Here is a 24,207-nt window from a genome sequence, read left to right on the forward strand (position 1 = left end):
TCAAAATGTTCTACTAAAAAATCAGGAAGCATAAATTTTAAAAGATCTATAGGAGTCATATCAAATTCTTAGATTGCAAATTTCTGATTTTATTTTGACATTCCTCCCCAGGTTTTGTTCTTGATCCAACAAAATCTCCTTTGCGTCAAGATTGGAATTTGGAATTTAAAAAGTTGGAATTTATTTTTGACTTTATTCCAAAAAAAAAAACCATCACTAAAAAGTGATGGTTTTACGTTGAGCCGGCGGAGGGACTCGAACCCACGACCTGCTGATTACAAATCAGCTGCTCTAGCCAACTGAGCTACGCTGGCGACTCATTACGGGTGCAAATATAAAGTGGTTTTTTGAATTTCCAAAATAAATTTGCGTTTAATTTTATTAAAAAACCACCACTAAAAAGTGATGGTTTTATGTTGAGCCGGCGGAGGGACTCGAACCCACGACCTGCTGATTACAAATCAGCTGCTCTAGCCAACTGAGCTACGCTGGCGACTCATTACGGGTGCAAATATAAAGCGGTTTTTCGTTTTACCAAAATATATTTGCACTTTTTTATACTTTTTTTTGCTTACAATTCGTTGATTTTAGCAATCAATTGATTAGCAGTTTCTTCCAATTCAACATTGATTTGTTTGAAGTGTGCTTTTTTGTTTTCAACGTTTTTAGCATTCACTTTTGTGATCAAAGTATCAAAAGCAGCGATAGCTTCATCGATCAAAGTGTTCGTTTCCGGAGTAGGATTTCCTGTTGTAGACATTTCAAATAAGTAAATTGCCTCTATAATATCTCCTAATACGAAGTTGATGTCTTTCTTTAAATTCTTAACGTTTGCCATTTTCTTTTTAATTTTAATTTGCGACTGCAAAAGTACATATAATCTTTTTATTAAGCGCTATGAAATGTAAATTTCTAAAATAGAAGCTTTTCCGCTCAAAATAAATGCATTTATCTCAGCCGGAACTAAAACCGTATCTCCTTTTATATAGGATTGTTTGAAACCGTCATATTCAATTTCAAAACTTCCGTCGATACACATATAAACCGTAAAAGTTTCTCCTGATTTTTCAACTTCAACTTTATCCTGCAACGGAATAAAATTCGTTGTAAAATAAGGACAATCCACAACTTCGTTTGAAGTATTCGGTTTTGTCTCATATTTTTTCTGAGTTTCTACCTTATTATAATTAATGGCATCAAGCGCTAAATCAACATGCAATTCTCTGGTATTTCCCTGAGCATCTTTTCTGTCAAAGTCATACAAACGATATGTAATGTCTGATGTTTGCTGAATTTCGGCAACAACTAATCCTGCGCCAATAGCGTGAACAGTTCCGGTTTCCAGAAAGAAAACATCACCGGCTTTTGCTTTTACATCATCTAAAATCGAAACTAATGTTTTATCATTTAAATGTTTCAGATATTCTTCTTTACTTGAATTTTCCTTAAAACCTACAATAATTCTGGAATCGGGATCCGCCTGCATTACATACCACATTTCGGTTTTACCAAAAGAATTATGGCGCTCTTTTGCTAATTTATCATTTGGATGTACTTGTATCGAAAGATCTTCTCGTGCATCCAGATATTTAAAAAGCAACGGAAATTGTTTTCCAAAACGACTATAAACTTTAGTTCCCAGAATTTCGTTTGGTGTTTCATCAATAAGTTCCATCAATGATTTCCCTTTCAAAACTCCGTTTGCTACAACACTTACATCGCCATCAACGGTAGATAATTCCCAGCTTTCACCGGTTATCTTAGATGAAATTGGTTTGTTAAGCAACGTTTTTAATTTTTCGCCGCCCCAGATTCTATCTTTTAAGATAGGTTCAAATTGTAAAGGATATGATTTTGGATTCATGTTTTTTCGTGCTAATATCTTTAATAATCTAATATCAATCTGATACTATTTTTTACTTCTACAATACTAATTCTTTCACTGTGGCAAGCGCCTTCGGAATGTGTTTTCCGGCATTCATGCTGTCAAAAATTAAAATAACAACACCATTTCTGTCAATTACGTAGGTTACTCTTCCCGGTAAAAGACCAAATAAACTATCGCGAACCCCAAAAAGGTGTCGTAATTTTTTATCCTGATCAGATAAAAGGATAAAAGGCAATTGATGCTTATTAGCAAATTTATGATGCGATTTCACACTATCGCTGCTAATACCAATAACCTCCGCACCTAAATCTTTAAAATCTTCGTATTGATCTCTAAAACTACAAGCTTCGGTTGTACACCCTGGTGTATTATCTTTTGGATAAAAATAAATCACTAGCGGTTTTCGCCCCAAAAAATTTTGGCTTTCAAAAACCTCTCCATGACTATCTTTCGCAGTAAAATTCGGAACTATATCTCCTATTTTTAATGACATTTATTATTCTCCTTTATAAGTTACAAAATTGCGGTCCGTTTCATTCAAAACGATTTCCAGATCAAAATCGGGTTGAATTCTTTTTCTAATTTTATTCCATATCACAACGGCTATATTTTCAGCAGTTGGATTCAAATCCTGAAATTCCGGAACATCCAGATTCAGGTTTTTGTGATCAAACGGAATCTCTACTTCTTCTAGTATAATATCCGCTAATACTTTCACATCGAGAACAAAACCAGTTTCAGGGTCAACTTTTCCTGTAACACTTACTGTTAAACCATAATTATGACCATGAAAATTGGGATTATTGCATTTTCCAAAAACAGCATTGTTCTTTTCAGATGTCCAATCTTTTCTGTGCAATCGATGTGCAGCATTAAAATGCGCTTTTCTTGATATGGTTACTTTCATTTTGGCTGTTGGTTAGTCTGGGTTTAAATTTTATGGTCTTCTAAATAATGATCAAATTCATCAAAAATTATTTTAAACCAAACGGTATAAATTTCGGGTTGTTTTTCAATATCTGCTTTTACATCTTCAATTGTCATCCATTTCCAATCCTCAACTTCTTCAGGATTTATGGCAGGATTATCATTGTAATATCCTATCATAACGTGGTCTAATTCATGCTCAGTTAAACCGTTATCAAATGGCGCTTTATAAATAAAATGAAAAAGTTCCTTCAATTCAGCTTTAAAACCCATTTCCTCAAACAATCTTCTGCTTCCGGCATCAACATTTGTTTCTCCTTCTCGCTGATGGCTGCAACATGTATTAGTCCATAATAAAGGCGAATGATATTTGTGGTGAGCACGCTGCTGTAGCATGATTTCGTTTTTATCATTTAAAATGAAAACCGAAAAAGCGCGATGTAAAACTGCTTTTTCATGTGCTTCTAATTTTGGCATTAAGCCAATTTGCTCGTCGTTTTGGTTTACTAATATTACGTTTTCTTCTATCATAGGTATTATTGATCAAACAAAAATACGAAAAAAGAAATGGCTTGAAAATCCTAAGCGAGATTGTGAAAAGTTTAACGAGCGTTGCATTTTACAAAATTTTGATTAGCAGCAAAATACAAAATAAAGAGATTCAAAAAACCTTAAAAATTAAGCCTTAAAAACTATAACCTTTTGTTTTACGTAAATAAAGAAAAGTTAAAACATACTTAAAAAAATCTCAATTGTAAAGTACACGACATTTCAAGGCGAATTCTAGTCGTATCTTTGAATCACAGAATTAAAGCACTCAAAAACAAATGAAAACAAAAACCCAAATCTTCAGCCTTTGCTTTTTAATTCCGCTTTTTATATTGCAGGCATGCGGACAAAATGCAAAAAAACAAAATACCAAAACAGTTGTCATGGAAAACAAAATCACGAAACCAGGGAATCCTTATTATTCAAATACTGATACAACAAAATTAAACGTTACTGATGCCGAATGGAAAAAAGTATTACCGGAAGATGTTTATGACGTAATGCGTAACGCAGATACCGAAAGACCTTTTACAGGAAAATACTGGAATACAGACGAAAAAGGAACTTACTATTGCGCTTCATGCGGCAATAAACTTTTTAGATCCGGCGCTAAATTTGCAAGCAGCTGCGGATGGCCAAGCTTTTTTGAACAAGACAACAAAAAAAGCGTAGTATATAAAAATGACAATACTCTTGGAATGGAAAGAATCGAAGCTTTATGCGGCCGTTGCGGCGGACATTTAGGACATTTATTTGATGATGGCCCTGAACCAACCGGAAAACGTTATTGCATGAATTCGATTGCACTTGACTTTGTTCCTGACACTAAATAATTAAGACAATAAGAAAATGAAAAATATATTTCTGATTTGCATTTTAGCATTCTCCCTAAACGGATTTGCACAAAGTGCTACAGCAAAAAACACTTCAAACTTTGAAACTATTACGCTTGGCGGAGGTTGTTATTGGTGTGTTGAAGCTGTTTATGAAAATCTAGACGGAGTAAAATCTGTAGTTTCCGGTTTTGCCGGAGGAAAAGTTGCCAACCCAACTTATGAAGAAGTGTGCACAGGAACAACCGGTCACGCCGAAGTAGTTCAGATTACTTACGACAAAACAAAAACCGATCTTAATGAAATATTCAAGGTTTTCTTTACCGTTCACGATCCTACAACTTTAAACCGACAAGGTGCTGATGTGGGAACGCAATATCGTTCTGTGATTTTCTACAAAAATGCCGAACAGAAAAATGCTGCTACAAGTATTATTGCCGAATTAAACAAAGCAAAAGTCTACAGCAGTCCTATTGTGACAAAAGTAGAACCTTTTAAAACTTTTTATAAAGCCGAAGATTATCATCAGAATTATTATGCAAACAATAAAAATCAGCCGTATTGCAAAATGGTAATTCAGCCAAAAATTGAAAAATTCGAAAAAGTCTTTAAAGACAAACTAAAAAAGAAATAACAGACTTTTATATTGGTTAATAATAGTTGCCGTTCATGAAAATGAACGGTTTTTTTGTGTTTTTTTGCCACGAATTACACTAATTTCTTTTTGCAAAAAGTTTAAAAAATGATTCGTGATAATTCGCGTAATTCGTGGCAAACTCTTTCCTAAATTCAATTCATATTTTTTGTAATTTGCATCGACTAAAAAATAAAAATCAATCATCAAAAACCAACAAATGAAGCAATTATTATTATTCTTTGCCTTATTAATTTCAAATTCACAAATTCATTCTCAGGAAAATTTACCCACAGATTATCTCTCTAAAGAATTTCATAAAGGTCGCAGAGAAGCTTTTAGAAGTTTAATGCCCACAAATTCAGTTGCCGTAATTTTTTCTTATCCCGAAAGAGTTTTTTCAAAAGACATCAACTATAATTTCCACCAAAATCCTGATATGTATTATTTATCAGGATACAAAGAACCGGATGCGGTTTTATTTGTTTTTAAAGAAGCACAAGGAACCGAAAAATACAACGAAATTCTTTTTGTCCGAGAAAAAAATGCTTCTCGCGAAATGTGGACAGGAAGACGTTTAGGAGTTGATGGCGGAAAATCTAAACTAGGAATTACTACTGTTTATAACGGAAAAGACTTTAAAGATTTTGCAATTGATTTAAAAAAATTCGACAAAATAATTTATGATAAAATCCCAACCGATATCGGCAACGATAAAAGCGGATTTGATCTTTATGGATTATTAGAAACCTTTAAAACCAAAGCCGGAATTACAAATGAAGATAAAACTTCAATAGATTTATTTACAAATATTACAAACTCACTTCGAGAAATAAAAACTCCCGAAGAAATGGATTTAATGCGTAAAACAGTCAAACTTTCCTGCATTGCTCACAACGAAGTCATGAAAGCAGTTGGACCAGATATGAGCGAAAACGAAGCTGATGGAATTCACGCCTACATTCACAGACATTATGGTGCCGAAGGTGAAGGTTATCCGCCAATTGTAGGTGCCGGAGCAAATGGATGCATTTTACATTATGGAGAAAACAACTCCACAAAAATCGACAATCAGTTATTATTGATGGATGTAGGATCAGAATATCACGGTTATTCCGCTGATGTTACGAGAACAATTCCAGCAAACGGAAAATTTACCGAAGAGCAAAAAGCCATTTATCAACTAGTTTATGAAGCGCAGGAAGAAGTTTTTAAAATTTGCAAACCCGGAACTCCAATCCAGAATTTGACCCAAAAATCAAAAGAAGTTGTCGCTGAAGGTCTAATCAAACTCGGTATTATTACAGATCCCAAAGATGTTAGAATTTATTATCCACATGGATGTTCGCATTTTCTTGGTTTAGATGTTCATGACAAAGGAAATTATATGGGCAATCTAAAAGAAAACATGATCCTGACTGTTGAACCTGGAATCTACATTCCGGCAAATAGCAAATGCGATAAAAAATGGTGGAATATTGGCGTTCGTATCGAAGATGATATCGCGATCACAAAAGATTCATATGAAAATTTATCTGTAGAGTCTCCAAGAAAATGGCAGGATGTTGAAAAATTGGCAACGCAAAAAAGTACTTTTAATGAAATGAAATTTCCTAAAATATAATGTAGATATTGTCCGGCGAACCTCTATGTTCAAAAACCAAAAAAAAAAAAAAAAAAAATCATTAAACAAATGAAAAAATATTTATTTTTATTCCTTTTCACAATATTAACAGCTTGTAATAACCATAATAAAGAAGAAAAAGAGTTTAAAAAATCAATTAATAAAGAGAGCGTCAGCCCATCAATAGCAAAAACAAAATTTGGCAATAAGTCTATTTATGATTTAAAATTTATTACGATCAAAAACGTCTTAATCAATGATCATAGAGTAATATTGTCTAAAGTAGAATTTGAATCGATTTATACTCACATTGATTCTACAAAAACACGGATTTGGGAATGTGGAAGTCCGTTTGATTGGATAGACAGAGAATGGATGACTAAAACTTACGGAGAGAAAGATCGAGAAACAGGGGTATTTGATAAATTTAATGGAGAAATAACAACAATATATAGTAAAAATATTGAGTTTGCCACCAATAACCATATCGTATTATTTGATACCGGTTTTGCTGATAATAATTCTTTTAAAATTATTTCACACAATATAATACTGAACAAAAATACCACATTAAATTAATTTAGAAGTAAATTTCCGAATTCAAAAATGGAAACTACAGAAAATCCAAACGTGGTAAGATTTAGATTTTATTTAAAAGAATTAAATGACGATGCTTTTCTATTTTATTTTAAAGATGGAAAATTGAATTATTTTACTTTGTGGTGGCTTTTATGTTGAAAATAACTCTTAGCCCTAAATGAGATCAAAAATAAGATTGCATCTTAAAACCTAATCCAATACCAGCTGACAAACATAATTTTTAATTTTCCCGTACTTTGTATTCCATAATTCAATTTAAAAATGAAAGCACTTACCTTCTCTTCTTTCGGGAATTCTGATGTTTTAGAATATATAGAAATCCCTAATCCGGAATTAAAAAGCGATGAAATTTTAGTCGAGATGAAAGCCATCGGATTAAATTTTGCTGATGTTTACAGACGAAAAGGAAATTATCACCTGAAAGGAAATCCGCCATTTATTGCCGGTTATGAAGGTGCCGGAATTGTAGTAGACGCAAATAATCACCCTGAATATAAAATTGGCGACCGTGTGGCTTTCGCCGATGTTCCTTTTGCAAACGCAGAGTTGGTTGCCGTGAATATAAATCATGTTCTTCCTTTGCCAGAAGCTATTTCTTTTGAGACCGCAGCTTCTATTTTACTACAAGGTTTAACAGCACATTATTTAGCGACTGACAGTCATAAAACTGCCAAAGACGAAACCGTATTAATTCATGCAGTTGCTGGCGGAGTTGGACAATTTCTAACTCAAATCAGCAAACTTTTAGGCGCAAATGTTATTGGTTTAACCTCATCGCCTGACAAAGCAAAAGTTGCCATTGAACAAGGTGCAGATCACGTATTTCTATATAATGAAGATTGGAAATCAGATATTTTCAAGGTAATTCCAAAAGGCGTTGATGTCGTTTATGACAGTATCGGAAGTACTCTAACAGATAGCTTCAAAGTCACCAAAGAATGCGGTCAAGTCGTTTTCTTCGGAATGGCGGGTGGAGATCCTGAACCTGTAGATCCGAGAATGTTAATGGATACATCCAAAACTTTAACCGGAGGAGATTTATGGAGTTATTTAAATTCTAAAGAAGAAAGAATTAAAAGATCCAGTGAGTTATTCCAGTGGACTATCGAAGGAAAAATTACACTTTCAACACCAACTTCCTTCAAATTATCCGAAGGTAAATTAGCGCATGACTATCTGGAAAGCCGAAAAAGTACTGGGAAAATTATTTTGATTCCGTAGAGAATAAATCTGGTTGTAAAATTTCAGTCGCAGTTGTCAGTCTCAGTTTTCCCGCGATCTTGTCATTCTGTTTTCCATGATAAAACAAATATTTTTGATAGGGTATTTTTTTTTATCTCTCGCAGATTTTGCAGATTGAGCAGATTGAGCAGATTGAGCAGATTTTTATTTTGACAAACAATAAGCATAAAAATCTGTTTTTATCCGCGTTTTCGCTTTAGCGAATCAGTTTCATCCGCGTACTTATCCACAATCTCGCTTCGTTAAAAATTCAATCCAACCCTACAACTGATTCACTTCAATTTTTGTCAATTCAGATAATTGTAAAATCCTGCCAACATCTTCTTTATTTGCTACAAAAAACAAATAATTATCTCCTTGCGTATCATAAGTCATTAATTCAAGATTCCTTTTTTCTAAAGCCGTTTGTATGTAAGGAAACAAATCATGACTATAGGTTTCTTCCGGATAGTTGAAATTAAGATCTTCGCCAATCATTTCTGAGATGAAATATTCTGCATCTTCGGGATCAAATTTCCAATCGCTGTTCCAGCAATCGATACTTTCAAAAAAATCCCATTGACCCTGAATTATTTCGTGATATTCTTTATTCTCTTTTTTAAAATTCTTTAAAAGCTTTTTTGATTGTTTTTTAATCAGTTTTTCTTCTACATTTCCTCTTGAAACTAATTGAATAAACTCCTCAAAAGTTTCCTGAGTAACTTCAACTTCTTCCGGAATTAATTTTCCCTGCGACGGAAGTTGAATACTTTCAGGTAATTCAATATTTAAGTATTCACAAATTCCCTGTAAGACTTTCTCGAACTCTTTAAAACCTATTTTCTGAATATCAGTTTTTGGATCTTTTATATCAATTGATTGCGTTTCTAATATTCCTTTGGTGTAATTTATAAAATGACCGCCGCTATATAATATTTTGAAATCATTTGTTTCTAAACTATTCGTGCAACAAAAAAAGATAACGAAATTATGCAAAACATGTTTCAGGTATTTTTTTACTTCGGGAGTCGGCTCTGTGTAAAACTGAATATGAATATAATCGAATTCTAATTCCTGAAGCATTTGCTCTTCAGTAACTGGTCCAATATCTATTTTTTTATACAATTCATTTAAAACTCCATAAGCATTTTTTAAACCTGAATTCTTAATTTCATCTTGCGCTTCTTTATAATCAAATGAACCTGGAAATGAATACAAATTAACCAAAACCGTATCATGAATTCCCTGAATTTTAAATTCAAAATTATTTATCTCATTATACAGTTTTGTGTATATAGCATCCATAACATCAAAAGAAACTATAGATTTTGGATCATTATTTCTGCCAAATAAATTAGAAAAGAAATCTTTCATGAATATCTTATTTTAAAGTTTCTGCGATCATTAAGGCACATTTTTCACCATCAATCGCTGCTGATATAATTCCGCCGGCATAACCTGCTCCTTCCCCACAAGGATATAAACCTTTTATTTGCAAGTGTTCGTAACTTATTGGATCTCTCGGAATTCTAACCGGAGACGAAGTTCTGCTTTCCGGCGCATGTAAAATTGCTTCATTTGTCAAATAACCACGCATTGATTTTCCGAATTCCATAAAACCCTCGCGTAAAATCTGCGATAGAAAACCGGGAAAAACTTGTCCCATTTCTACCGAAGTTGTTCCGGGAACATAGGATGTTTTCGGAATATCTGCAGAAACTTTATTTTGGGTAAAATCGACCATTCTTTGTGCCGGAACTTTTTGAGTTTCTCCCGCCAAATGCCATGCTTTTTGTTCGATACTTTTTTGGAATTCCATTCCTGCTAAAGCTCCAAATTTTGCAAAAGGTTTAAAATCTTCTAATTTTAATTCGATTACAATTCCTGAATTTGCCGTAACCTGATCACGTTTTGATGGTGACCAACCGTTTGTAACCACTTCGCCTGGACTTGTCGCACAAGGTGCAATTACCCCTCCCGGACACATACAGAATGAATACATTCCGCGACCGTTAACTTGTTTTACAATAGAATATGGTGCCGGTGGCAAATGTTCGCCGCGATAATCACAGCTGTATTGAATACTATCTATTAATTCTTGTGAATGTTCTGCTCGAACGCCTAAAGCAAAAGGTTTGGCTTCGATAAAAATTTTCTTTTTATCCAGTAATTCAAAAATATCCCGCGCTGAATGTCCGGTTGCCAAAATCAATTTACTAGAAAGAATCTTGTCTCCGTTTTGGGTTACAATTCCCTCAACTTCATTATTTTTTACCAAAATGTCGGTTACTCGTGTATCAAATAAAACCTGACCACCAAATTCGATGATTTTATTTCTAATATCTTCTATGATTTTAGGTAGTTTATTAGTTCCAATATGTGGATGAGCTTCCACCAAAATATCTTCGGAAGCACCAAAAGCTACCAGAAGTTCTAAGATTCTGGTTACATCACCACGTTTTTTAGAACGCGTATATAATTTTCCATCAGAATATGTTCCTGCTCCGCCTTCGCCAAAACAATAATTAGAATCTTCGTTTACTAAATGATCTACGTTTATTGCTTTTAAATCACGACGGCGACCACGAACATCTTTTCCGCGTTCAACTACAATTGGCTTTAAGCCCAATTCAATTAATTGCAAAGCAGCAAAAAGTCCGGCTGGACCTGCTCCAACAACAATCACTTCCTGAGCCGAAGAAACGTCTTTATATATAGGTAGCTCGATTTTATTTTCCTGAAAAGGCTCGCCTTGTAAATAGATGATTACTTTCAAATTGATTTTTATCGCTTTTTGGCGTGCATCAATTGATCGTTTTAAAATAGTAATATGTTGAATTTCCTTAGGAGAAACCTTTATTTGTTTAGACAAATAGTCTTTTAGCAACAATTCGTCTGCTGCTATTTCTGGAGTTACCTGAAGTAAAAGTTCTCTTGGCATTGTGTTTTATTTATTCTATTAGCTTTTCTATTTGTGAAAAGAAGATGCAAAAATACTATTTTGAAATGAGATTTTATGTTTACTGTAAAATTTGCACACAGATTTATAAAGATATAAGCAAAGTTCGCAAAGCTTTATTTTTTTAATCGGGCAACGTCGCTAAGGCGCAAAGAAAATAAAAACTTTGTGTGTATATTAAACACCAACTTTTAAAAAAAAATTGTGCTTAATTCTACAGTAAGTTATTAATCTTGCTAAGAAAGACTTTGTACCTTTGTACCTCTCAACCTTTGTACCTCAAAAAAAATGTCTAGAAAAATAAAATTGATTTGGGATTTTCGTGGTCCGGCTTCTGAAAAAACGGCTGAACATCATGAAATCCATCTGAAAGAATATATCGCTATTGAAAAGCTTCCGCTAAATATTACTGGTTTTAAAATCATAAACGAAATGCATGCAACCGCTTTTATGGTTGTCACTGATGAAAATATGATTCAGGTAAGAGATGTTTTAAAACCGCATCGTGGGGAAGTTTTTGAGTAGTTTTCAGTCGCAGTTTACAGTTTACAGTGACCATTAATTATCTTATAAGTCTCAGTTTTCAGTCTCAGTAAAAACTGTAAACCGAGACTGTAAACTTTTTTAATTCGCAACTTCACTAATAAACTTGATTCGCATTAAGCGCAATTCGTCGATATCATAATCGCCATCGAATTCTTTAAGAGCGTCTTCGATTTTATCAGATTCTGATTCCATGAAGTAATCGTGAATTTCTTCCTGCTGATCTTCATCTAGCATATCATCGACCCAATATTTGATATTTAGCTTTGTACCGGCATAAACAATCATTTCCATTTCTTTGATCAAAGCATCCATCGAAAGACCTTTTGCAGAAGCAATATCTTTGAGTGATAATTTTCGATCTATATTTTGAATGATATATAGTTTATTGGCAGAATTTACTCCTGTAGATTTTACCACTAAATCGTCTGGTCGAACGATATCATTATCTTCAACATAACGATTAATTAAGGTCACAAAATCTGCTCCGTATTTTTTAGCTTTTCCTTCACCAACTCCATGAATATTGAATAATTCAGTTAAAGTGATTGGATATTTCAAAGCCATATCTTCAAGAGAAGGATCCTGAAAAACAACAAACGGAGGAACTCCAAGTTTTTTGGCTACTTTTTTACGTAGTTCACGCAACATTCCCATTAAAACTTCATCGGCAGTTCCTGATGATTTTGCGGCGGTTACGATTGCTTCGTCTTCAGATTCATTGTATTCATGATCTTCAGACATCATAAACGAAACTGGATTTTCAATAAAGTCCAAACCTTCTTTGGTAATTTTTACCACGCCATAGGTTTCAATATCTTTTGATAAATAACCTGCAACTAAAACTTGTCGCAATAATGCCATCCAATATTTTTCGTCATGACTGGAGCCTGATCCAAAAAACGATTGTATATCAGTTTTATGTGCTTTAATTACTGCATTTATTCTACCTATTAAAGTAAATACAATTTCTTTTGACTTATAAATATGTTTTGTATCGCGAACAATTTCCAGTAATTTAACCGCCTGATCTTTCGCTTCAACTTTACTTTTAGGATTACGAACGTTGTCGTCCATATCTGCACCTTCTCCGGTTTCACCGTCAAATTCTTCACCAAAATAATGCAATAAAAATTTTCTGCGTGACATTGAGGTTTCGGCGTAAGCTACAACTTCCTGCAAAAGGGCAAAACCAATTTCTTGTTCTGCAACTGGTTTTCCTGACATGAATTTTTCCAGCTTTTCTACATCTTTATAGGAGTAATAAGCCAAACAATGTCCTTCGCCTCCATCACGTCCGGCGCGACCAGTTTCCTGATAATAACTTTCTAATGATTTTGGAATATCATGATGAATTACAAAACGAACATCTGGTTTATCGATTCCCATCCCGAAGGCAATTGTTGCAACAACTACATCTACATCTTCCATCAGAAACATATCCTGATGTTTGGCGCGTGTTTTTGCATCTAAACCTGCATGATAAGGAACGGCGCTGATTCCGTTTACTTGTAAAACTTCGGCAATCGATTCTACTTTTTTACGGCTTAAGCAGTAAATAATTCCGGATTTGCCTTTATGTTGTTTGATAAATCGAATAATATCCGATTCTATGTTTTTAGTTTTTGTACGAACTTCGTAGTATAGATTCGGTCTGTTGAATGATGCTTTGAAAGTATTTGCATCAGACATGTCCAGGTTTTTAAGAATATCTTCCTGAACTTTTGGAGTTGCAGTTGCGGTAAGTCCAATAATTGGCACCTGACCTAATTGTTTTATAATATTTTTCAGATTTCTATATTCCGGCCTAAAATCATGACCCCATTCTGAAATACAATGCGCTTCATCAATTGCAACAAACGAAATAGGCACACTTTGTAAAAAAGCTACATATTCTTCTTTTGTTAAAGATTCTGGAGCAACATATAAAAGTTTGGTTAATCCGGAAGTAATATCTTTTTTAACTTGTGCAATTTCCGTTTTGGTAAGAGAGGAATTTAAGACATGTGCAATTCCGTTTTCCGAAGAAAGGCTTCTGATCGCATCTACCTGATTTTTCATTAGAGCAATCAAAGGAGAAACAACGATAGCTGTTCCCTCCTGAATTAAAGCGGGTAATTGATAACAAAGGGACTTTCCACCGCCAGTAGGCATGATTACGAATGTATTTGTCTGACCTAAAATACTCGTAATGACTTGCTCCTGCAAACCCTTAAATTGGCTAAAGCCGAAATACTTCTTTAATTCCTTGTGTATTTCAATTTCGTTTGAATTCATTCTTTATATTAATGGATATTTTGTATAAATTTGCAACACATAAAGATACAACTTTCTTTTATACATACAAATTTTAAATATTCTGTTTTGATCACAAAAGAAAATATATTGGCGATCGCCAAAAAAACCATACTCTCTGAAAGTGAAGCAATTACAAAGCTAATTGATTTTTTAGACGAAAATTTTTACGAAGCAACGCAACGCATTTACGAAACCAAAGGTCGTTTGATCGTTACAGGCATCGGAAAAAGCGCTATTATCGCTCAAAAAATGGTCGCCACTTTTAACTCTACAGGAACGCCTTCTATGTTTCTTCATGCTTCAGAAGCCATTCATGGCGACTTGGGAATGATCCAAAAAGAGGATATCATTATTTGCATTTCGAAAAGCGGAAACAGTCCTGAAATAAAAGTTTTGGTACCATTATTAAAACGCTTCGGAAACATTTTAATTGCCATTACCGGAAATATAACTTCGTCTTTAGCGAAAGGTTCTGACTATGTCCTGAACACAACGGTTGAAATGGAAGCCTGCCCGATAAATTTAGCACCAACAAATAGCACAACGGCACAACTTGTTATGGGTGACGCTCTTGCGGTTTGTCTAATGGAAATGCGTGATTTTAAACCCGAAGATTTTGCCGTATATCATCCAGGCGGAGCTCTTGGAAAAAAATTATTACTTCGCGTAAAAGATATGATTGAACATTCGTTAAAACCAATGGTGGCTCCGGATACTTCGGTTAAAAAAGTTATTTTTGAAATCTCAGAAAAACGTTTGGGCGTTACAGCTGTAATTGAAGATGATAAAATAATTGGAATTATTACCGATGGAGACATCCGAAGAATGCTAAATGACGTAGATACTATTGCTGACTTAACTGCGAAGGATATTATGTCAAGAAATCCTAAATTAGTGTCTTCGGAAACTATGGCGGTTGACGCCTTAAATATTTTAGAAGATTTTTCGATTACGCAACTGATTGTTGCAGACAACGGCGAGTACAAAGGAGTACTACATTTACATGACATTTTAAAAGAAGGAATCGTATAATGGCAAAGAAAAACCTTGGCGAGATGTCATTTTTAGACCATCTTGAAGAATTAAGATGGTTATTAGTTAGAAGTACAATTGCAATATGTATTATGGCATTTGTTACTTATTTTATAAGTGATTATTTATTTGATGAAATTATTTTGGGCCCAACAAGACCCTCTTTTTTTACCTATGTATGGTTTTGCGACTTATCACATCAGCTAGGTTTTGCTGATAGTATTTGTATCACTAAATTGAATTTCATTATTCAGAATACCGAAATGGAAGGTCAGGTAAACATCTTTGTATGGATGTGTATTCTGGCTGGTTTTATCCTGAGTTTTCCTTATATTTTATATGAACTTTGGAAATTTATCAGTCCGGCTTTATATGAAAAAGAAAGAAAAAATGCTAAGCTATTCATCTTCACTTCTTCTCTACTTTTCTTCTGTGGCGTTGTATTTGGATATTATATTGTAATTCCAATGTCGGTAAATTTCGTGGCTACCTTCTCGATTAGTGAAATGGTGGTAAATCAATTTACAATAGAATCTTATATGGGCATGGTAAAAACAAGTATTCTCGCTAGTGGATTATTTTTTGAATTGCCTATTATTATTTATTTCTTAACTAAATTAGGACTTGTAACTCCTGGTTTTTTAAGAAAATACTGGAAATATGCTGTCGTAATTATTTTAATTATCGCAGCCATTGTAACACCTCCAGACGTTGTGAGCCAAACTATTGTTGCAATACCAATGTTGATTATCTACGAAATAAGTATCCTGATTTCAAGGATTGTTTATAAAAATAAATTAAAAGAAAATGTCTGATATCATACAAGAATTTAATGACTATCGTTCTAAAATGAACGAAAAATTACTCGCTGATAATAACAAAATTGTAAAGCGAATTTTTAATCTTGACACGAATGCTTATGCAGCGGGAGCTCTTGATGTAAAAACCAAAGAACTTTTAGGATTAGTTGCTTCGGCAGTTTTACGTTGTGATGACTGCGTAAAATACCACTTAGAAACAAGCCATAAAGAAGGTGTTACTAAAGAAGAAATGATGGAAGCAATGGGAATCGCAACTCTTGTTGGAGGAACAATTGTAGTACCGCATTTACGCAGAGCTTATGAATTCTGGGAAGCTCTTGAAGAAGAAGCTGCAAATTAGAAAATGTGCCAATTTGATAATCAGATAATTTCTTGAAATGCTCTAATTATTATTTTACGCATATTCAATTAGATGATTTTGAAAATGCAATAATATGTTAATTCATTTATCTGATTGATTATTTTACTTTTAATTTGTCCCTTCTAATCCATTATAAATTGAAGTGAGGAATTTTTTAATTATCTCATTATCTAATTTTCACATTATCTAATTGAACAAATGAAGCTAAGAGCCGATAATTTAATCAAAACCTATAAAGGTCGCAGCGTTGTAAAAGGAATTTCTGTTGAAGTAAATCAAGGGGAAATTGTTGGGCTTTTGGGACCAAATGGTGCCGGAAAAACGACTTCATTCTATATGATTGTAGGATTGGTAAAACCAAATCAAGGTAATATCTATTTGGATGATTTGAATATTACAGATTATCCAATGTATAAACGTGCTCAACAAGGAATTGGTTATTTAGCACAAGAAGCTTCTGTTTTTAGAAAATTAAGTATTGAAGATAATATCTTAAGCGTTTTGCAATTGACTAAACTTTCAAAAGAAGAACAGATTGCAAAAATGGAAAGTTTAATTGAAGAATTCAGCTTAGAACATATTCGCACAAACCGAGGAGATTTACTTTCCGGAGGAGAACGCCGTCGTACCGAAATTGCGCGTGCATTAGCAACAGATCCAAAATTTATTTTATTAGATGAGCCTTTTGCGGGAGTTGACCCTGTTGCGGTTGAGGATATTCAGAGAATTGTTGCTCAGTTAAAAAATAAAAATATCGGGATTTTGATTACGGACCACAACGTTCAGGAAACTTTAGCAATTACCGATAAAACATACTTGATGTTTGAAGGAGGAATTCTGAAAGCCGGAGTTCCTGAAGAATTAGTAGAGGATGAAATGGTGCGTAGAGTTTATTTAGGTCAAAACTTTGAACTTCGTAAAAAGAAACTTGAATTTTAAGAAAGTATACAGTTTACAGTCGCAGTTTACAGTTTTCAGTTTTCAAACTGAGACTGTAAACCGCGACTAAAGACTAGTCGACGGTTATAAATTGCAATTGCTCTATATCTCCGTTATAAATATTGACATCAACTCTATGTTTGATTCCCGGCAAAGACGCTTTTTCTGTAAATTGCCAAAAAAGCCAATCATCTTCAATTTTTTCTCTATAGAAGTTGTAGTTGGCTATCCAAAATAAATATTCTCCAAATTCTTCTTTCAAGAAATCAGCATAATAACGTTCGCCGGTATAAATTATTGGACGAACCTGATAATGTGCTTCAACTTTAGTAAGCCAGCGTTTTAATCCTTTTTTTAAACTATCCAAAGGTTGGTTTTTAGGCAATCTTTCGATATCTAAAACGGGTGGCAAATCGCCTTTTTGCAATTTAACCGTTTTAATAAAAAGATTTGCCTGCTCAATAGAATTCTCATTCGGACGATAATAATGATAAGCTCCGCGTATTATTTTATGTTCTTTTGCGCCTTCCCAATTTTTTTTAAATTGTTTGTCAACACGATCATTTCCCGCTGTGGCGCGAACAAAAACAAATTGAACCGGATATTTTTCTTCTAAAATTTCAACTTCGTCCCATTCTACTTTTCCCTGAAATTCAGATACATCAATTCCAATTACTTTTCCTTTATGATTTTCAAGAACCTGAATATTTCGAACATCCGAAAGGTGTTTATCAACCGCATCTTCATCTAATACTTTACTTGATTTAAAGCCAAGATAATATGCCAGTCCATTACGATAATGATAAACTGCTGCGAATAAAATCAATAACAAAAAAGAGAATACAATAAAGCGAATCATCTTACTGAAAACAGATCGGATTGGTTGAGATTTGCGGGAATAAGAAGTTCGCCGCGTCGTTTTTTTTGCCATTCGGATAAAACTACTTTTTCAAAAACATATTATTCACAACCGATAATAGTACATAAAAAATTATGATTAATGGGATCGCTAAGTATTGAAGAGTGATTACCAAAAGTAACGAAATCAATAAAAATACTATTTGAAGTACGTTATCCTTTACCGTGAATTTCTTGACTTTTAATGCAAATAATGGAATTTCGGCATTTAGAATGTAAGCACTACATAAAGTAATTAGTAGTAAAACCCATTGATTCGTTAAAATTTCGAGCATCAATAAAGAATCTGAAAATTTCAACACCAGAGGTAAACTTAAAATAAAAAGTGCATTTGCAGGAGTTGGTAATCCAATAAATGAGTCGGTTTGACGTGTATCAATATTAAAATTTGCCAATCGATAACAAGAACCCAAAGTCACTATAAATCCTAAAAACGGAATAGCAGGATTTGTTCCTAATTCATGTGCACTGTTTAGAAACAAACTATACATAACAAAACCTGGCGCGACACCGCTGGTTACCATATCTGCCAAAGAATCTAACTGCAAACCAAGCGGACTTGATACTTTAAATAATCGGGCAAAAAAACCATCAAAAAAATCAAAAAAGATTCCTAAACAAACAAAGTAAAAAGCGAATTCGTAATTAGAAGAATCACCAGTTTCTAAAGCTTTAGAAATAAAAACAACTGCGATACAACCACAAAATAAATTGATTAATGTGATTAAATTAGGGATGTGCTTTTTAATATTCATGTTTTATAGTTTTATTTTTGCAACGACAAATTTCGCATAATAACTGACAATTATTACTATTAGTAATAAAAATTATTACCAAAACGTAAAAAATGATTACCATACTAAAACGGAAATTACTAAAACGTCTTTAAAAGAGTTTTTTATCTGAAATTCTGACTTTTGCATTATTTATCAAAAGGAATAAATTTGCTGAGTAAAATATTATATTTTTGGTAAAAATTAAAACAGACTTCGGTTTGCTAAAAAATATCCGTTGAAGAAAATCTTTGTGCTTTTATTATTATGGAGTTGTACGTTACAGTATGCGCAAACCGTTCGGAAATATTCGAATGAATTTATGAATATTGGCGTCGACGCTGCCGCATTAGGAATGTCGAGTGCCGTTGTTGCTTCTACAAATGATGTCAATTCTGTTTACTGGAATCCGGCTGGTTTGACCAATCTCGAAGATCATCAGATATCATTGATGCACGCGAATTATTTTGCGAATATTGCACAATATGATTATATAGGATATGCAAGCCCGATCGATGACAGAAGTGCGTGGGGAATTTCGATGATCCGTTTTGGTGTTGATGACATTCTTGATACGACACAATTAATCGATAATCAGGGAAATATTGATTACAACAGAATCAGTTTATTCTCGACCGCTGATTATGGTTTTACTTTTTCATACGCCAGAAAATTACCTGTTGAAGGACTTCAATATGGCGTAAACGCAAAAATAATCAGAAGAATTATTGGGAAATTTGCAAATTCATGGGGATTTGGTTTTGATGTTGGACTTCAGTTTGAAAGGAACAATTGGAAATTCGGATTAATGCTTCGCGATATTACGACCACTTATAATGTCTGGAATATCGATGAAGAAGAATATGCGAAAATTGCGAATGCCATTCCTGGAGAAAATAATGAATTGCCTGAAAGTACCGAAATAACGTTACCAAAAGCACAATTAGGAGTATCAAGAAAATTTGAATTTCATAATGATTACAGTCTTTTAGTGGCTACTAACCTGAATATGCGTTTTGAACAAACTAACGATATTATTTCTACAAAAGCGGTTAGTATTGATCCTGCTGTAGGATTTGAATTTGGATATACTGATCTTGTATTTTTAAGAGCAGGAGCGGGAAATTTCCAAAATGTTACGCAATTAGATAACACTGAAAAAGTTAATTTCCAACCTAATATTGGTCTTGGTTTTAAATACAAAGGTGTTCAGGTTGACTACGCTTTAACAGATTTAGGAAATCAAAGTACTGCTTTATATTCCAATATATTCTCTTTGAAAGTGGATTTAGGTATCTTTAGATAAAATTATAACATCATAAACTTTTTAAAATTTTAAATTATGAAAAATGTCATTTTCAAAAAAACACTTTTTAGTTTACTATTCTTACTAAGTTTTATGGGCTTTAGCCAAAGTTTGCCTTTATCTAAAGAAGCAAAAATAAGCGTTATTACTTGCGGATTAGGTAATGAAACCTATTCTTATTTTGGTCACACTGCAATTAGGGTTGCTGATCCTGCAAATAATATTGATGTCGTATATAATTATGGAAATTTTGATTTTAGGACTCCAAACTTTGTTGCCAAATTTGCTAAAGGAGATTTAGATTATTTTGCAGTTGTAAGCTCTTTTTCTGATTTTATAAACGATTATAACTACGACAAAAGAAGTGTTTTTGAACAGGAATTAATTATTTCTCAAGATTCGAAACAAAAGCTTTTTGATAATTTAAATACTTCTCTACTTCCGGAAAACCGATCTTACACTTATAAATTTATTGATAAAAACTGTACTTCGATGGTAGTAAATGTCATTAATTTTAGTTTAGAAGAAAACGTAATTGTAAAAAAAGGAGAAACAGATAAAACTTACCGCTCTATTTTATTCCCTTATTTTGATGGACATTTTTATGATCAACTGGGAACAAGTATTATTTTTGGAACAAAAGTAGATCAATTAGGAACCAAAATTTTCCTGCCGTTTGAATTAAAGAACAGCTTAGAAAAAATCACTTATCAAAATCATCCTTTAGTTGACAAAACTAAAACATTACTCAGCTTTGAAAAAGAAACACCAGGTTCATGGTGGAATAACATTTATACTTATTTATTTATTCTTGGATTTGTTGTTTTGGCACACAACAAAATAGTGGACAAAATCTATCTTTTGATTTTGTCTTTAATAGGTTTATTTTTTGTTTTGATGGGATTTTATTCGTTTCACCAAGAACTGGCAATGAATTATAATGTATTATTATTTAGTCCTTTATTATTGATTTTGATTTTTCTATCTATAATAAAAAACAAAAGATGGACATATCGTTTTGCCGTTTTACATTTGCTTTTCCTGATAGTTTACGGAATTTTTATGATTAATAAAGTGCACTTTTTTATTGTGCTGCCCATGATCATAACAAGCGGATTTGTTTTAGTAAGAGTAGCAATTCGAAATAAAAAACGTATTCCAATTATTATCTAAATTATTGTCCGCGGTAAAATAAAACGGTAGTAATGGTTTTAAAAGTAATACTCAAATCCAGAAATATGCTTCGGTGTTTGATGTAATATAAATCGTATTGCAATTTTATCAAACTCTCTTCAATAGATTCTCCATACGAATAATTAACCTGCGCCCAACCAGTAAGTCCTGGTCTAATAACATGCCTTGTTTCATAAAAAGGCATTACACGGGCTATTTCTTCAACAAAAAATGGTCTTTCTGGTCTTGGTCCAATGACTGCCATATCTCCTATTAAAACATTGAAAAACTGCGGTAATTCATCGATTCTGGATTTACGCATCATTTTTCCAAAAGGAGTTATTCGCCTGTCATTTGAAGTTGCAAAAACAGCGCCGTTAACTTCTGAGTTTTCAATCATTGTTCTAAACTTATATATTTTGAAAATGATTCCGTTTTTGCCAACACGTTCCTGAGTGTAAAACAATGTTCCTTTATTGGCAAAAATGTTTGCAATAAAAATTAAAGGAATAAAAACTGCGCAAATTAATAAACCTGTAACCGAAAAGAAAAACTCCATAGACCGCACTAAAAAGAGGTAAAGTCTATTGCTATTACTTCTGCTAAAGGGAAAAAATCGATAAAAATCTCTCGCAATATATTGTACCGGAATCCGCTGGGTTTTACTTTCATAAACCTGGGTATATTCACGAATGACATTTCCGGATTCTAATAAGTGAAGTAATTGCTGGTATAAATCGGCTGTAATTCCATCTGTTTTTTGAGAAGCAATCACAATTTCAGAAACCTGATTTTTGATTACAAAATCTTCAAAATCATTCTTTTTAATTTCTTTTACATAATGAAAATCCAGATCTTCTTCAGAAACTGAATCTGAATTTACAAAACCAATTATTTTATAATGCGGATCAACACTTTCTAATCCTAAAACTAATTCTTCAACTTGATTTTGGTCGCATATCAAAACAACATTTTGAGAAAAACGATGTGACGCCAGAAAGTAAACATAAAACAAACGCCAAATCAATAATGTACCAAGAATAGTAAAGTAGAATATAAAGATAATTAGTCTTTGTTTGGGCAACTCAGGAGATAAAATGGGAGTAAACAAATACGCTAAACTTGTAGCTGTAGTTGTAAACATTACACTTTGAAGTATTTGAAGCTGATTACTTGCAACCTGTAAATTATACATTTCAAATATAACGCCAAAAATATATACATAACTGAGAAGCAAAACGATACTTAAAAAATTACCTGAATCAAAAACAAAGTAATTATAATCGAATATTAAACTTAATATATATAAAGCTGATAAAATAAAAACAGCATCAAAAACAAGAAGCAATATTCTTCTTTCCGAAATTTCGAAGTGCATTTTGTTGTTAGAAAACATTTTATTCAATTGGTTTAGGGGGCTTAAACTTGAGGCAAATGTATTATAAAAAATAAGACTTAGTCTACAGAATTTTTTTCTTTTTCAGGAATTTTAACTTGTACTAAAAGAAGAGATAATGCATAGACGAAAGCTGGGGCGGCAGTTCGCATTGCAGCGTGATTTATAGTCAACATCCAAAAGACAAAAAAGGACAGAAAATATAAATGTTGTTTATTATTGATGTAGACAACAAAAGGAGTTATAAAAAGTATTATAAGACCAAAAATCCCAAATAAACCATGTTCACTTAACATACGTGTAACTTCATTATGTGAAGCAGCCTCTTCACCAAATGTTTCTTTTCGGATTTGTTTTCCCATTCCGGCTCCAATTCCTAAAATTGGATTATCCAAAAAAATAGTAAGCTCTTCTCCCATTATTTCTTCTCTACCACCTAAACGATCTTTCTTCGTTCTTCCGGCAGCATCCTGATTTGCATATCGTTTTTCTATAAGTCCGTTAGTTTGTAAAGAAGAATACGTCCAAACACCAATTCCCATTAAGGCTGTTAGAATAAAAACCCATACAAACTTACTTTTGCCTTTGGCATTTGAAAAAAGATACAATAACGATAATAAACAAACAATCATCACTACAGCGGTTATAACCCCTCCTCTTGAAAAAGTTACAATTCCTCTATAGGTGATAAAAATTAATAGAGCTCCATTTATTAAGATTACTTTTTTTGTTTTTGAGAATAATATTAGTTGCGTAAAAAAAACAAACATTCCTAAACCAAGAGCCGTAGAAACCTGATTAGGACCAAATCCTCCCGAAGTTTCAAAATTAGATTGTGTTCCGGTTACGACATCTTTTACACTGGGATTAAATAAAAACAAATAAATAGTTGTACTAACAATTGGCAATCCCATTGCGACTACTATATTTTGCAAATCAGAAAATAAAATTCTTCTTTTGAACATGTAAATTGATGAGATCGCCAAACATACTGGTCCTGATAAATTAAAAACTAATGATTTTTTTATATCTACATCATAATTAATTACCGTAGAAGTTATTAAAATTCCCGGTATTAATAAAATTAAAAAGAACCAATATATAAATGCATTTGTCGAGAAATTACTATAGATCATGCCTAATAACATAAAAAAAATAACACTTGTTTTGACAAACTCATTATTAAAATTACCTCCAGTCATTCGCAAAAAAACCTCAACACCAACTAAATAAGCCGAAATCAATATAACCTCATTATTTTTATTTTTAGATTTATAGACGATAAAAAAACCAATAATTATAATTGCCAAAGCATATATCCGAGACAAAAAAGGTGCAGCAAATATTACTATTGCAATAATTGCATGAATTAAAAGCAGAAGATTATATGATAAAGAAAGTTTTTTCATTAA

Annotated in this window: 24 protein-coding genes and 2 tRNA genes; 12 read left to right on the plus strand and 14 right to left on the minus strand. The window is 33.0% G+C overall.

Annotation, left to right across the window (positions count from 1 at the left end):
* Positions 1-240: 240 nt before the first annotated feature.
* From KHA90_RS12540 to idi, 7 genes are all read right to left on the minus strand, one after another.
* Positions 241-314 (minus strand) — tRNA-Thr (locus KHA90_RS12540).
* A gap of 105 nt (positions 315-419) precedes the next feature.
* Positions 420-493: transfer RNA gene (locus KHA90_RS12545), tRNA-Thr, on the minus strand.
* A gap of 78 nt (positions 494-571) precedes the next feature.
* Positions 572-838, minus strand: coding sequence for a hypothetical protein (locus KHA90_RS12550; protein WP_213300209.1), 267 nt, complete (start codon positions 836-838; stop codon positions 572-574).
* A 57-nt stretch (positions 839-895) separates the two neighbouring features.
* On the minus strand, positions 896-1,864 hold the full coding sequence (locus tag KHA90_RS12555; protein ID WP_213300212.1) for a type I phosphomannose isomerase catalytic subunit: 969 nt from the start codon (positions 1,862-1,864) through the stop codon (positions 896-898).
* A 58-nt stretch (positions 1,865-1,922) separates the two neighbouring features.
* Positions 1,923-2,381 (minus strand): peroxiredoxin, encoded by a 459-nt coding sequence (locus tag KHA90_RS12560; RefSeq protein WP_213300215.1) that lies wholly within the window; start codon positions 2,379-2,381, stop codon positions 1,923-1,925.
* Positions 2,382-2,384: 3 nt separating this feature from the next.
* A complete protein-coding gene (locus KHA90_RS12565; RefSeq protein WP_213300231.1) occupies positions 2,385-2,795 on the minus strand; it encodes a 6-carboxytetrahydropterin synthase in 411 nt (136 codons plus the stop codon).
* A gap of 23 nt (positions 2,796-2,818) precedes the next feature.
* Complete coding sequence (gene idi, locus KHA90_RS12570) at positions 2,819-3,346, minus strand: isopentenyl-diphosphate Delta-isomerase (RefSeq protein ID WP_213300234.1); 528 nt, start codon at positions 3,344-3,346, stop codon at positions 2,819-2,821.
* Positions 3,347-3,642: 296 nt separating this feature from the next.
* Here idi and msrB point away from each other — a divergent pair, with 296 nt between their 5' ends.
* The 5 genes from msrB to KHA90_RS12595 all read left to right on the plus strand — a co-directional run bounded on the left by msrB (position 3,643) and on the right by KHA90_RS12595 (position 8,276).
* Positions 3,643-4,197, plus strand: a complete 555-nt coding sequence (gene msrB, locus KHA90_RS12575) for a peptide-methionine (R)-S-oxide reductase MsrB (protein ID WP_213300252.1) — start codon at positions 3,643-3,645, stop codon at positions 4,195-4,197.
* 16 nt (positions 4,198-4,213) lie between these two features.
* Complete coding sequence (gene msrA / locus KHA90_RS12580; protein ID WP_213300268.1) at positions 4,214-4,831, plus strand: peptide-methionine (S)-S-oxide reductase MsrA; 618 nt, start codon at positions 4,214-4,216, stop codon at positions 4,829-4,831.
* A gap of 220 nt (positions 4,832-5,051) precedes the next feature.
* Positions 5,052-6,455 (plus strand): aminopeptidase P N-terminal domain-containing protein, encoded by a 1,404-nt coding sequence (locus tag KHA90_RS12585; RefSeq protein ID WP_213300285.1) that lies wholly within the window; start codon positions 5,052-5,054, stop codon positions 6,453-6,455.
* Between the two features lie 69 nt (positions 6,456-6,524).
* Entirely contained in the window at positions 6,525-7,034 is a 510-nt protein-coding gene (locus tag KHA90_RS12590; protein ID WP_213300288.1) for a hypothetical protein, read from the plus strand.
* A 282-nt stretch (positions 7,035-7,316) separates the two neighbouring features.
* On the plus strand, positions 7,317-8,276 hold the full coding sequence (locus tag KHA90_RS12595) for a quinone oxidoreductase family protein (protein ID WP_213300291.1): 960 nt from the start codon (positions 7,317-7,319) through the stop codon (positions 8,274-8,276).
* Between the two features lie 282 nt (positions 8,277-8,558).
* On the opposite strand, the gene KHA90_RS12600 is transcribed toward KHA90_RS12595, so the two are convergent.
* Complete coding sequence (locus KHA90_RS12600) at positions 8,559-9,650, minus strand: DUF6630 family protein (protein ID WP_213300294.1); 1,092 nt, start codon at positions 9,648-9,650, stop codon at positions 8,559-8,561.
* Positions 9,651-9,657: 7 nt separating this feature from the next.
* Positions 9,658-11,217 carry an NAD(P)/FAD-dependent oxidoreductase gene (locus tag KHA90_RS12605; RefSeq protein ID WP_213300297.1) on the minus strand — a complete coding sequence of 520 codons (1,560 nt, stop codon included), beginning with the start codon at positions 11,215-11,217 and terminating at the stop codon, positions 9,658-9,660.
* A 306-nt stretch (positions 11,218-11,523) separates the two neighbouring features.
* Here KHA90_RS12605 and KHA90_RS12610 point away from each other — a divergent pair, with 306 nt between their 5' ends.
* Positions 11,524-11,760, plus strand: a complete 237-nt coding sequence (locus KHA90_RS12610) for a hypothetical protein (protein ID WP_213300300.1) — start codon at positions 11,524-11,526, stop codon at positions 11,758-11,760.
* 99 nt (positions 11,761-11,859) lie between these two features.
* On the opposite strand, the gene recQ is transcribed toward KHA90_RS12610, so the two are convergent.
* Positions 11,860-14,055: a DNA helicase RecQ gene (recQ, locus tag KHA90_RS12615; protein WP_213300303.1), complete on the minus strand. Its 2,196-nt coding sequence runs from the start codon at positions 14,053-14,055 to the stop codon at positions 11,860-11,862.
* Between the two features lie 87 nt (positions 14,056-14,142).
* Between recQ and KHA90_RS12620 the strand changes: the two genes are divergently transcribed.
* From KHA90_RS12620 to lptB, 4 genes are all read left to right on the plus strand, one after another.
* Complete coding sequence (locus KHA90_RS12620; protein WP_213300306.1) at positions 14,143-15,108, plus strand: KpsF/GutQ family sugar-phosphate isomerase; 966 nt, start codon at positions 14,143-14,145, stop codon at positions 15,106-15,108.
* Positions 15,108-15,923 carry a twin-arginine translocase subunit TatC gene (gene tatC, locus KHA90_RS12625; protein ID WP_213300321.1) on the plus strand — a complete coding sequence of 272 codons (816 nt, stop codon included), beginning with the start codon at positions 15,108-15,110 and terminating at the stop codon, positions 15,921-15,923. The genes KHA90_RS12620 and tatC overlap by 1 nt, the downstream gene beginning before the upstream one ends.
* Entirely contained in the window at positions 15,916-16,269 is a 354-nt protein-coding gene (locus tag KHA90_RS12630) for a carboxymuconolactone decarboxylase family protein (RefSeq protein WP_213300324.1), read from the plus strand. The genes tatC and KHA90_RS12630 overlap by 8 nt, the downstream gene beginning before the upstream one ends.
* Before the next feature lie 219 nt (positions 16,270-16,488).
* Positions 16,489-17,229 (plus strand): LPS export ABC transporter ATP-binding protein, encoded by a 741-nt coding sequence (gene lptB, locus KHA90_RS12635; protein ID WP_029272155.1) that lies wholly within the window; start codon positions 16,489-16,491, stop codon positions 17,227-17,229.
* Positions 17,230-17,302: 73 nt separating this feature from the next.
* Here the strand turns inward: lptB and KHA90_RS12640 are convergent, their stop codons facing one another.
* Both KHA90_RS12640 and KHA90_RS12645 read right to left on the minus strand, forming a co-directional pair.
* Positions 17,303-18,160: a glycoside hydrolase family 25 protein gene (locus KHA90_RS12640; protein WP_213300327.1), complete on the minus strand. Its 858-nt coding sequence runs from the start codon at positions 18,158-18,160 to the stop codon at positions 17,303-17,305.
* 10 nt (positions 18,161-18,170) lie between these two features.
* A complete protein-coding gene (locus KHA90_RS12645; RefSeq protein ID WP_213300346.1) occupies positions 18,171-18,902 on the minus strand; it encodes a CDP-alcohol phosphatidyltransferase family protein in 732 nt (243 codons plus the stop codon).
* 256 nt (positions 18,903-19,158) lie between these two features.
* On the opposite strand from KHA90_RS12645, the gene KHA90_RS12650 reads away from it, so the two are divergent.
* Positions 19,159-20,226 carry a putative type IX sorting system protein PorV2 gene (locus KHA90_RS12650; protein ID WP_449536186.1) on the plus strand — a complete coding sequence of 356 codons (1,068 nt, stop codon included), beginning with the start codon at positions 19,159-19,161 and terminating at the stop codon, positions 20,224-20,226.
* 36 nt (positions 20,227-20,262) lie between these two features.
* The gene (locus tag KHA90_RS12655; RefSeq protein WP_213300349.1) at positions 20,263-21,399 is read left to right on the plus strand and encodes a lipoprotein N-acyltransferase Lnb domain-containing protein; all 1,137 of its coding nucleotides are present in this window, start codon (positions 20,263-20,265) and stop codon (positions 21,397-21,399) included.
* A 1-nt stretch (position 21,400) separates the two neighbouring features.
* Here KHA90_RS12655 and KHA90_RS12660 read toward each other — a convergent pair whose 3' ends face one another.
* Together KHA90_RS12660 and KHA90_RS12665 are read right to left on the minus strand one after the other, a co-directional pair.
* Positions 21,401-22,795, minus strand: a complete 1,395-nt coding sequence (locus KHA90_RS12660; RefSeq protein WP_213300352.1) for a sugar transferase — start codon at positions 22,793-22,795, stop codon at positions 21,401-21,403.
* Between the two features lie 59 nt (positions 22,796-22,854).
* Positions 22,855-24,204 carry an O-antigen ligase family protein gene (locus tag KHA90_RS12665; RefSeq protein WP_213300369.1) on the minus strand — a complete coding sequence of 450 codons (1,350 nt, stop codon included), beginning with the start codon at positions 24,202-24,204 and terminating at the stop codon, positions 22,855-22,857.
* Positions 24,205-24,207: the final 3 nt, after the last annotated feature.

It is taken from the genome of Flavobacterium psychroterrae (assembly GCF_018380615.1).
Lineage (GTDB): Bacteria > Bacteroidota > Bacteroidia > Flavobacteriales > Flavobacteriaceae > Flavobacterium > Flavobacterium psychroterrae.

Coding starts and splice junctions, on each gene's coding strand:
- KHA90_RS12550 (WP_213300209.1), bottom strand. CDS start 838: ATGGCAAACGTTAAGAATTTAAAGAAAGACATCAACTTCGTATTAGGA.
- KHA90_RS12555 (WP_213300212.1), bottom strand. CDS start 1,864: ATGAATCCAAAATCATATCCTTTACAATTTGAACCTATCTTAAAAGAT.
- KHA90_RS12560 (WP_213300215.1), bottom strand. CDS start 2,381: ATGTCATTAAAAATAGGAGATATAGTTCCGAATTTTACTGCGAAAGAT.
- KHA90_RS12565 (WP_213300231.1), bottom strand. CDS start 2,795: ATGAAAGTAACCATATCAAGAAAAGCGCATTTTAATGCTGCACATCGA.
- idi (WP_213300234.1), bottom strand. CDS start 3,346: ATGATAGAAGAAAACGTAATATTAGTAAACCAAAACGACGAGCAAATT.
- msrB (WP_213300252.1), top strand. CDS start 3,643: ATGAAAACAAAAACCCAAATCTTCAGCCTTTGCTTTTTAATTCCGCTT.
- msrA (WP_213300268.1), top strand. CDS start 4,214: ATGAAAAATATATTTCTGATTTGCATTTTAGCATTCTCCCTAAACGGA.
- KHA90_RS12585 (WP_213300285.1), top strand. CDS start 5,052: ATGAAGCAATTATTATTATTCTTTGCCTTATTAATTTCAAATTCACAA.
- KHA90_RS12590 (WP_213300288.1), top strand. CDS start 6,525: ATGAAAAAATATTTATTTTTATTCCTTTTCACAATATTAACAGCTTGT.
- KHA90_RS12595 (WP_213300291.1), top strand. CDS start 7,317: ATGAAAGCACTTACCTTCTCTTCTTTCGGGAATTCTGATGTTTTAGAA.
- KHA90_RS12600 (WP_213300294.1), bottom strand. CDS start 9,650: ATGAAAGATTTCTTTTCTAATTTATTTGGCAGAAATAATGATCCAAAA.
- KHA90_RS12605 (WP_213300297.1), bottom strand. CDS start 11,217: ATGCCAAGAGAACTTTTACTTCAGGTAACTCCAGAAATAGCAGCAGAC.
- KHA90_RS12610 (WP_213300300.1), top strand. CDS start 11,524: ATGTCTAGAAAAATAAAATTGATTTGGGATTTTCGTGGTCCGGCTTCT.
- recQ (WP_213300303.1), bottom strand. CDS start 14,055: ATGAATTCAAACGAAATTGAAATACACAAGGAATTAAAGAAGTATTTC.
- tatC (WP_213300321.1), top strand. CDS start 15,108: ATGGCAAAGAAAAACCTTGGCGAGATGTCATTTTTAGACCATCTTGAA.
- KHA90_RS12630 (WP_213300324.1), top strand. CDS start 15,916: ATGTCTGATATCATACAAGAATTTAATGACTATCGTTCTAAAATGAAC.
- lptB (WP_029272155.1), top strand. CDS start 16,489: ATGAAGCTAAGAGCCGATAATTTAATCAAAACCTATAAAGGTCGCAGC.
- KHA90_RS12640 (WP_213300327.1), bottom strand. CDS start 18,160: ATGGCAAAAAAAACGACGCGGCGAACTTCTTATTCCCGCAAATCTCAA.
- KHA90_RS12645 (WP_213300346.1), bottom strand. CDS start 18,902: ATGAATATTAAAAAGCACATCCCTAATTTAATCACATTAATCAATTTA.
- KHA90_RS12655 (WP_213300349.1), top strand. CDS start 20,263: ATGAAAAATGTCATTTTCAAAAAAACACTTTTTAGTTTACTATTCTTA.
- KHA90_RS12660 (WP_213300352.1), bottom strand. CDS start 22,795: ATGTTTTCTAACAACAAAATGCACTTCGAAATTTCGGAAAGAAGAATA.
- KHA90_RS12665 (WP_213300369.1), bottom strand. CDS start 24,204: ATGAAAAAACTTTCTTTATCATATAATCTTCTGCTTTTAATTCATGCA.